Annotated in this window: 10 protein-coding genes and 1 tRNA gene; 3 read left to right on the top strand and 8 right to left on the bottom strand. The window is 35.3% G+C overall.

What is annotated here, in order from left to right; translation table 11 throughout:
• Positions 1-4 precede the first annotated feature (4 nt).
• From HV261_RS27495 to HV261_RS27485, 3 genes are all read left to right on the top strand, one after another.
• Positions 5-80 (top strand) — tRNA-Phe (locus tag HV261_RS27495).
• Positions 81-263: 183 nt separating this feature from the next.
• Positions 264-1,547: a tyrosine-type recombinase/integrase gene (locus HV261_RS27490; protein WP_134440067.1), complete on the top strand. Its 1,284-nt coding sequence runs from the start codon at positions 264-266 to the stop codon at positions 1,545-1,547.
• A 3-nt stretch (positions 1,548-1,550) separates the two neighbouring features.
• On the top strand, positions 1,551-2,435 hold the full coding sequence (locus HV261_RS27485; RefSeq protein WP_101982860.1) for a HEPN domain-containing protein: 885 nt from the start codon (positions 1,551-1,553) through the stop codon (positions 2,433-2,435).
• A gap of 132 nt (positions 2,436-2,567) precedes the next feature.
• Here the strand turns inward: HV261_RS27485 and HV261_RS27480 are convergent, their stop codons facing one another.
• The 8 genes from HV261_RS27480 to HV261_RS27445 form a co-directional block, all read right to left on the bottom strand.
• Positions 2,568-4,031: a relaxase/mobilization nuclease domain-containing protein gene (locus HV261_RS27480; RefSeq protein WP_110229048.1), complete on the bottom strand. Its 1,464-nt coding sequence runs from the start codon at positions 4,029-4,031 to the stop codon at positions 2,568-2,570.
• Positions 4,012-4,398 carry a plasmid mobilization protein gene (locus tag HV261_RS27475; protein ID WP_110229049.1) on the bottom strand — a complete coding sequence of 129 codons (387 nt, stop codon included), beginning with the start codon at positions 4,396-4,398 and terminating at the stop codon, positions 4,012-4,014. The genes HV261_RS27480 and HV261_RS27475 overlap by 20 nt, the downstream gene beginning before the upstream one ends.
• Positions 4,385-4,654 (bottom strand): hypothetical protein, encoded by a 270-nt coding sequence (locus HV261_RS27470; RefSeq protein WP_101983367.1) that lies wholly within the window; start codon positions 4,652-4,654, stop codon positions 4,385-4,387. Before HV261_RS27470 ends, HV261_RS27475 begins: the two co-directional genes overlap by 14 nt.
• A complete protein-coding gene (locus tag HV261_RS27465; RefSeq protein ID WP_162835190.1) occupies positions 4,651-4,827 on the bottom strand; it encodes a hypothetical protein in 177 nt (58 codons plus the stop codon). The genes HV261_RS27470 and HV261_RS27465 overlap by 4 nt, the downstream gene beginning before the upstream one ends.
• A 2-nt stretch (positions 4,828-4,829) precedes the next feature.
• A complete protein-coding gene (locus tag HV261_RS27460; RefSeq protein ID WP_134440069.1) occupies positions 4,830-5,153 on the bottom strand; it encodes a hypothetical protein in 324 nt (107 codons plus the stop codon).
• Between the two features lie 488 nt (positions 5,154-5,641).
• Positions 5,642-5,917, bottom strand: coding sequence for a hypothetical protein (locus HV261_RS27880; RefSeq protein WP_134440071.1), 276 nt, complete (start codon positions 5,915-5,917; stop codon positions 5,642-5,644).
• Between the two features lie 11 nt (positions 5,918-5,928).
• Positions 5,929-6,216 carry a hypothetical protein gene (locus HV261_RS27450; RefSeq protein WP_134440073.1) on the bottom strand — a complete coding sequence of 96 codons (288 nt, stop codon included), beginning with the start codon at positions 6,214-6,216 and terminating at the stop codon, positions 5,929-5,931.
• A 1,208-nt stretch (positions 6,217-7,424) separates the two neighbouring features.
• Positions 7,425-7,628 carry a helix-turn-helix transcriptional regulator gene (locus tag HV261_RS27445; protein ID WP_035339627.1) on the bottom strand — a complete coding sequence of 68 codons (204 nt, stop codon included), beginning with the start codon at positions 7,626-7,628 and terminating at the stop codon, positions 7,425-7,427.
• Positions 7,629-7,989 lie beyond the last annotated feature (361 nt).

The following is a 7,989-nucleotide window of genomic DNA, read 5'->3' as shown; positions in this document are numbered from 1 at the left end:
CGTTGCCCGGATAGCTCAGTCGGTAGAGCAGGGGATTGAAAATCCCCGTGTCCTTGGTTCGATTCCGAGTCCGGGCACCACTCATTTAGAAACGGACGTCTACTGACGTCCGTTTTGCTTTATAAAGTCAACAAGTTATCCCCTTCTAGCTGTCTACTACTGTCCGTTAAAATCTACTGGCAGCGCCCCTTATTTGTTGGTAAAAATGTTGGTAATCTCAGTTCGATGAGATTTTTACCAACATTTGCACATGGGGGCTTATCATGCGCTTAACTGATATTGCTGTAAAAAACGCCAAGCCTTCCGACAAGCAGATCAAGCTATCAGATGGTAAGGGGCTTTATCTGCTGGTGCATCCCAACGGTTCCAAATATTGGCAAGCGGCTTATCGCTTCGATGGTAAGCAAAAGGTCTTCTCAATTGGCACCTACCCTTCTGTATCGATCTCAGAAGCTCGTACAAGCCTCTTAGAGATGAAATCTCTGTTAGCTAATGGAGTTGACCCGTTGCAGCAAAAAAAGGCTGTAAAAGCTGAGGAGCGCGGAGATTTTACGTTTGAGGCAGTGGCGCGGGACTGGCACAAAAAAATGTCTGTCAGTGAGCGCTGGATACCTCAGCATAGTGAACGGATTTTAAACAGCCTCATCAATCATCTTTTCCCTGCTATCGGCTCAAAAGATATTACCAAGTTGACTACGCGCGATCTGTTGCTTCCGCTTCGTAAAATTGAGGGTAAAGGCCAGCACGAAACGGCTTCACGCCTGAAACAACGTATTACAGCTATCATGCGTTATGCTGTTCAAGAAGATATGATTAACCATAATCCCGCTAATGAACTCGGCGGCACGTTAATCACACCTAAAAGAACGCATTACCCAGCGCTTGAACTTGAGCAAATACCCGATCTACTTGCTCGTATTGATGCTTATAATGGGCGTAGATTAACGATATTAGCTTTAAAGCTCACTATGCTTGTATTCATCCGCTCAAGTGAATTGCGGTTTGCTCGTTGGCCTGAAATAGATTTTAAAAATGCTTTATGGGTTATTCCGCCAGAAAGAGACGAGATCGAGAACGTTAGATTTTCTGAGAGAGGATCTAAAATGCGGATACCGCATTATGTGCCGTTAAGTCATCAGGCCATTGAAATACTAAAAGAGCTAAAAGATATTAGTTATGATATTAGCAATGGTGAGGGCTTGATATTTATCGGTTGTCATGATTATCGTAAACCTATGAGCGAGAATACAGTTAATAAAGCATTGCGGCTTATGGGCTATGACACACAAAAAGATATATGCGGCCACGGTTTCCGCACGATGGCTTGTAGTAGTCTGGTTGAATCAGGTATCTGGACTGAAGACGCCATAGAACGGCAAATGAGCCACAAGGAACAAAATAATGTTCGTGCGGCTTATATTCACAAAGCTAAACATATTACCCAAAGACGGTTAATGCTGCAGTGGTGGTCCGATTATTTGGATATGAACAAAGAAAAGCATATTATGCCTTTTGACTTTGCAAAAAACTTTATGAATAGGATTTGATTTATGATTAATGAATCAGAGTTAAAAAGTTTTATCGGAAAGGTCGACCACGGTTTTGACGCAGATAAAACACCTATACCTCACCGCATAGGGCGATGCCTATCAGAGGTTAGCAAAAAATACGATATTAGTTTACCTATCTTTTGCCCAATAGAAAAAAAGTCATTGAATGAGTCTTACAGAGTAACTTATATTGTGCAAGAGTGGTATAAAGAAAGATATGGAAACAGGCTGCACACCAACTATGATATTGGCTTTTTATTGTTGCTCTTACGAGGTCAAATATTAACTTGTAGAGTTCCTAACTTTTATGGTGAATGCAATTTTTTTATTGACCAAGATTTAAATGTCAAAAAAAATGGGAACGAAACAAACATTCTTGAAATGATAGATGGTATTACACAAGATTTTTCAAAATCTTTATCTGACAAAGAACAGTCTTATATATTTTCATCCTTTCAAAAAGGATTAAATGCGGCAATTATTATCTCAGACTGGAGACTGAGTAATTTAGAAATGATAAGAGCCGCAACAAACGATCTGGAAGGAATAAAGAATAACTTCATTCTAAATCAACCCCATCTGGCAAATTCTAAATGGGCCTATAATCAATTTTTGGAAAAAATACTAAAATCATGGCTATTGAAGACTGGAGCAACACGACCAGAGCTTAAAGGAAAGGGCCACCAATTGAATCATTTAGTTAGTATGTTTAACAAAAATTATCAAAATAAGATAGATGAATACAAGATTCCTACAATAATTGGTGATGCTTCATTGAGATATGATGAAATAGAGATCACGAATGAGGAATTAATTAAAGTTCAGGATAGTGTCTTTGACATAATTTTACAGATTGGATCATCTCCAAAATCGTTAAAGCAATAAATCCAACTCAATATAAAATACGGGCTTTCATTAGCCCACCTATTGATATCATATCTTTTTAATAAAGTATATTTTTGAACACAATAGGTATCATTTTTTATTTGATTAAGGTGAAATTTAAAATGTATACAATCAAAACATTTTATATACTGAGTTCTTAATACACTCATCCATATTTAATGTATCTTTTTTTAATTTTGACTTTAATCTTTTTCTGAAGTCATCTTTTCCTACTGCTATATTATATGAGTTTTTCTTTATTTTATCATGAATGATTTTTTCTCTACTCTTAGGCACTATTATTGGTTTCTGTATCCCTAATCGCTCTCTCATTTCTTCGATCTTAGCTGCTCTACTATTGAAACTGCTACCGCTTTTGAGTCTAAATTTATTCGTGGCTGTTGTGGCTGTTTCTGCATGATCAAGTATCCTACTGATAGAACCGCCACTAAATGTATCACGCCTACTATTGAAGCGACTTTTATTATAAGTTTTGATTGATTCTTTATGGTATTGTTTTTTAACTCTGTTGAGTATTTGTGCAGCTTTTTGTGTTGTTCTTCTAACTTTATGGCTTGCTGGTCTATTATATTTTTCGCTGAGTTTAAAGCAGTTGTTGTTGCTTCTAATGAGTTGTTCACTCTGGTTAGTGTCTGTTGCGTCTGATTTAATGCCGTACTGACCGACTCCGATAATATCATCATTGATTCTGTCAGAGGTTCTACTGTCATTGATATTTGGTTCAACAAATGATCGTCCAACACTATTTGGTTCATCATCTTTTCTTGCTGAGAAGCTCCTAATGAGTTCATCATCTCTATTTTTGTCATATTTCACCTTACTTTTTATAGTGTTCCAACTAAATTTTTTGCCAAGAGATGAACCCTTGAAGAAAATATTTTTTTCATTATTTTTGATACCAAATGACACCCCGGCGACGTTGCCAGTGCTTGCAACGTTGAAGGCCGGATCGATGCCTACAGCCTGTAGTCTGTCTATGAACGTCTGTAGATCTGGTTTACCCAACATAGCCGCCTGTAATGCGTTCTGTAGCACGATACGAGCTGGTTTCTCACCTGTACGTAGGGCTTGCTCGATCTCATTCTTGGTTGGTGTTAATACGTCTGATTTTTGCCCCTGCAAGCTCTTAGTTATGGTTAAGTCGTGCTTTATCTCAAGACGTTCACAAGCTGCTATTGTGTTAAATGCTGAGTGCTTACCATGCCATACGGAACCGTCCAAACCGATGCGATTGGCTACTATATGAATGTGATCTTGCTCCGTATCTTTATGGCGCACACAAATATATTGATGTTTTTCTATATCGATATTCATTTCTTTCAAATAGTCTTTTGCTATCTCTTCCCATTTCTCATCTGTTAAATGTTCATTCTTGGGAAGAGATAAAAACGCATGAAAGACTGGTTTTTTTATATCTTGTCTAAAGCTGCTTACAGTTTTAAACTCATCAGTTAAATCACTAACGTTATTTTTATCTGCTGACATATTGCTACAAATAAAACTGTGATCATCTTTTAATATATAATCAACTCTATTTTTAAATGATTTACCTGATTTAGCTACGTATCCCTTCATAATTTAGATCCTTGTTTATTTCTAATATCCTTCTGCTAACTTGCTTTATATTAAACATAAGCTTATCAACTTCATTTTTATCAAAATATTCATTGTTATTTAGTTTTTTTATTGATTGATTTATATTATTACCAATAGCTGAAAGCTGTATATATGTTTTCTGGTTAACTTCTGGCATCTTTCTTCTTACAACAGGTTCAGATTTTAATATTTCTCTTCGGATGTAATGGCCTCTCTCAAGGCCGGATGCTTCAACTAATGATCTTAAATATTCAAACTCTGCTTTGTTTACTCTAAACTGTATAGATATATCTCTGCGTTCTTCGTGATTTAACTCTATACGTCCTCTTTTTCTATCTGTCTTCATATTTCTTTCTCACTTCATTTAAAGCTGTATACTGAACATAATCTCTTATAGCTTTTATATAATCATCGTCATTAGTATCTATTAATGCCTGTATAAGATCACCAGCTTTATTTTCGTTAATATATCTATTAGCGACAAAATAACATAAACATTGTTCGTCATAGCTAGAGTAATCAAAAGGTGTGTCTTTATCCTGCTCAATATAGTAAAAAAAACGCGCTAATATATTAAGTTTCATTTCATATTCCATAATCATTGTTGATGTCTCCTTTTGTATTTTATAAGTTCTTTTTTATCTATTATTTTTCTAACATCTGATATTGCTTGTTTTGCTTCGCTTGAAGAGTTTGTTTTTCCCATACAGCTTCTAATCATAAAACCGCCAAGCATAATACAAAGAAGCATCATTCCCACAGATACAATAATCATATTTATTTATCCTTGCTTAATGTTTTTTTATATTTTTTCAAAACATCATCAGTAAAACAATCAAGAAAGCTGATCATATCTCGCTTATGACATTTACAGCAGGAAACAAAAGCAACTTCAGCTTGAACTATTTCTGTCTCTTCACATGCCCACTCGAACATTTGTTGAGCATCTGAGACATTTTCTGAATATGGAACTGATCTTTCAATATCTACTAAATCTGTATATAACATATGCTTTCTTCTACAAGCACAACGTGAACATTCTTTAATAAAATAATACTCATCATAACTATAAAACTCTTTAATGCTTTTAGGTAATGCCATATATAACTCCTTGGTTAATGATTAAAATGTAAAACTAACTATTGTTTACCGCTCACCTTGATAGGTGATAAGCGGAAGGTAGAGCTTTTTGTTTTTCAACCCTCCGAACGAAGTGAGAGGGGGCCAATCGAAGATTGGGGTATAATACCGGCTACGGGATTACACCTTGCCTCAGTTTCCGAAAAACAAAAATAAAGCTGAACTCAATCTACATTTAAATAAATAACCGATATAAAAAGTTTGTCAATATAGCGGCTACATAAATAAATACACTGCACGAAAAATAAAATGCAAATAAAAGATAGAGTAAATAATATATTGTCGTTCTGGTAGCTTTGCGTAAATTTTGCAGCGGGGTAAAATCGTCAAGTGCTAAATCGTGGGGTCCCGCAAGCGGGTTCCGATTTAGTGCTTGATGACGCAATGAATAAATAAACTTGTTATGGGTGATGGTTCACGTAGGGAGCCATCACCTTGGAAGACGTATTTTACATTCTTCGCCTGAAAGAAATCCTGTCAGAGAAAGCCAACTTGCTAATAATAAACCCAACAATCGCAATGACAAACAAACTTATATTAAATGCAACTATCCCTGCACTCAGCCCGATCAAAATAGATATTATAAAAGAGCCAAGTATAACTAAAAATACACACCAACCCGGAGGAGCACCGTATAATACAGCTGCTTGACATCCAGTGCATACGTGAACCCCTTTCTGGCTTTCTTTTAGACAGTAGGGGCATTGAATAGTATTGTTTTCCATTTTCTAATCCTCTAATCTTTCTTAAAAACTGCACCTTGGTAAACAACACCATCTTTGACTTTTTCTATTTTAAAAGTCCAAGAACCGAGATCTTTGTTTTGAGTTCTAGCGATATAGACGGGTTTCTTACTTTCATCCCAGCTTTTAACGGTAAAAACACCATCACGAAACTTGATCACGTCTTTCTGAATATCAAGTCTGACGCCATACTGTTGATTTATATAGTTGCCATAAATCCCATCATCACCACAACCCGAAAGCAGGACGGCAAGACCTGCTGCTAACATCAACTTGCGCATATTTTTTCCTCACCAATGGCACAGATCTACGATCGACCTGCAAACGTCTTAGAATTCAATTATTTTCATAGTTCGTCATATCGTTTGTACCGATCGAAAATCACATCACGATAGATATAAACTATTATAAGTAATTAATCGATCGTTTATACCAATTAAACGCCGATCGATCCAACAGCCTTTGATTGACAAAACCTATCAATACTTAATTATCGATCTTTTATACCGATATTGCCTATTTAGGATTCGGATCTTGAAGGGAGACCAGCGGGCAAAGCTCTATAGTGGGATATCTGGCGTGGGAAATATTTTAATATTTTTTGATCTAGTTTTACTCTTATTTTTTATTTTTTGTACTAGTAGTACTAGAATTTTATCAGCTTAGGTTCTGGGGTTTTAGATGGCGACTTTCAGTCGTAGTAGTTTTCCGTCAGGAAAACTTAGTTTTTCTTTAAGCATTCCCCCCCTACCCCCCACGCCAAAAATGGAAAGATAGAAGATGCTCATTGCGTCTTGAAAATATTCAGAACGTTTCCATTCTGATACTTCCCCCACGACCCACGCAAACAATACCATTGCTATTTTAAAACACTTCTCGTTTTACTAAAGAAGCTATACTAATGTTCAAAAAAACTTTAGGTATTGCGATTCAGGTTGGCAGCTACGTATCACCCGGCACTGCCACAATAACATAAGAACCGCCAATCACTTGAGGAACCTTCATTCTTATACCTGATACAGCAGGTTTTAACGTTATTGCTTTTGAGGATTAAAAAGGGTTCTGGAAATGGTATTTAAAAGACTTGTAAAAAGTTGGGATTTAGATTTGACAAATATAAGTTGATTAGATAATACTTTATTTATATTTGTAATCACGTTCTCGTATAACTGATTACAAGACTTAAAAAAGTCAGCGAAAACTTTTTTAGTCCTTAAAAAGTCAGATTTAATATCTGGCTTTTTTTGTATCTTTATTCTTTATAGATCTCTATATATTACCTGTCAATATAGAATGAAAAATATTTTAAACACCATGATCAATTAGATAAAAGAAAATAAAAAAAGGCTGGATTTTATCCGGCCTTTACTCGAAGTATCTAATATTTTCCATATATAGCCTTAAAACGCTCTGTATGCGATTTTAGACGTTTTACACTATAAATAGTGTAATCAATATTCAAGATAACAAATAGTAAGTGAGAGTGTTTTTACGCAGCCTGATTACGTGAATAAAAAATCTTTTCATCAATCCACTGATCAACTTCACTTTCAATGAATGCGATAGACCGTTCACCTGTTTTTACAGGTGATGGAAAACTATTATTTTTAATCAGTCGATAAATCCAAGCTCTACAGAATCCAGTACGATCGATTACTTCAGAAATACGGATAAGTTTTGTTTTTTCTTTCATATATTTTTCCTTGTGTTATTTGATGTAATGTATTATTCGAATATCGCTTATGACGATCAACACCTATTTTTAGAGTTTTCACAGCTTTTAGAGAGAAAACGAGAACAAAAGAAGATAACTTAATTAAAAACAATTAGTTATAGACTTTAGCAAAAAGTGCTTTTTTATTTGACAACACGATATTTACATTATGCATGAACCCATGTTTACTGATGTCTACTAACGAACAATAACTTAACTTATTGATTTAAATTGACAACACCTATGATTTGTTGGTAAATATTCGTTGGTAAAAAACTATATACATTATTTTTTATTCAATAAAACATAGGATTGCACAAATGTTCGATTCCGAGTCCGG

It is taken from the genome of Citrobacter sp. RHBSTW-00671 (genome assembly GCF_014103415.1).
In the GTDB taxonomy this organism is placed as follows: Bacteria; Pseudomonadota; Gammaproteobacteria; order Enterobacterales; family Enterobacteriaceae; genus Citrobacter.
The sequence above is the reverse complement of the archived record's forward strand: the minus strand, read 5'-3'. Positions and strand labels throughout refer to the sequence as shown.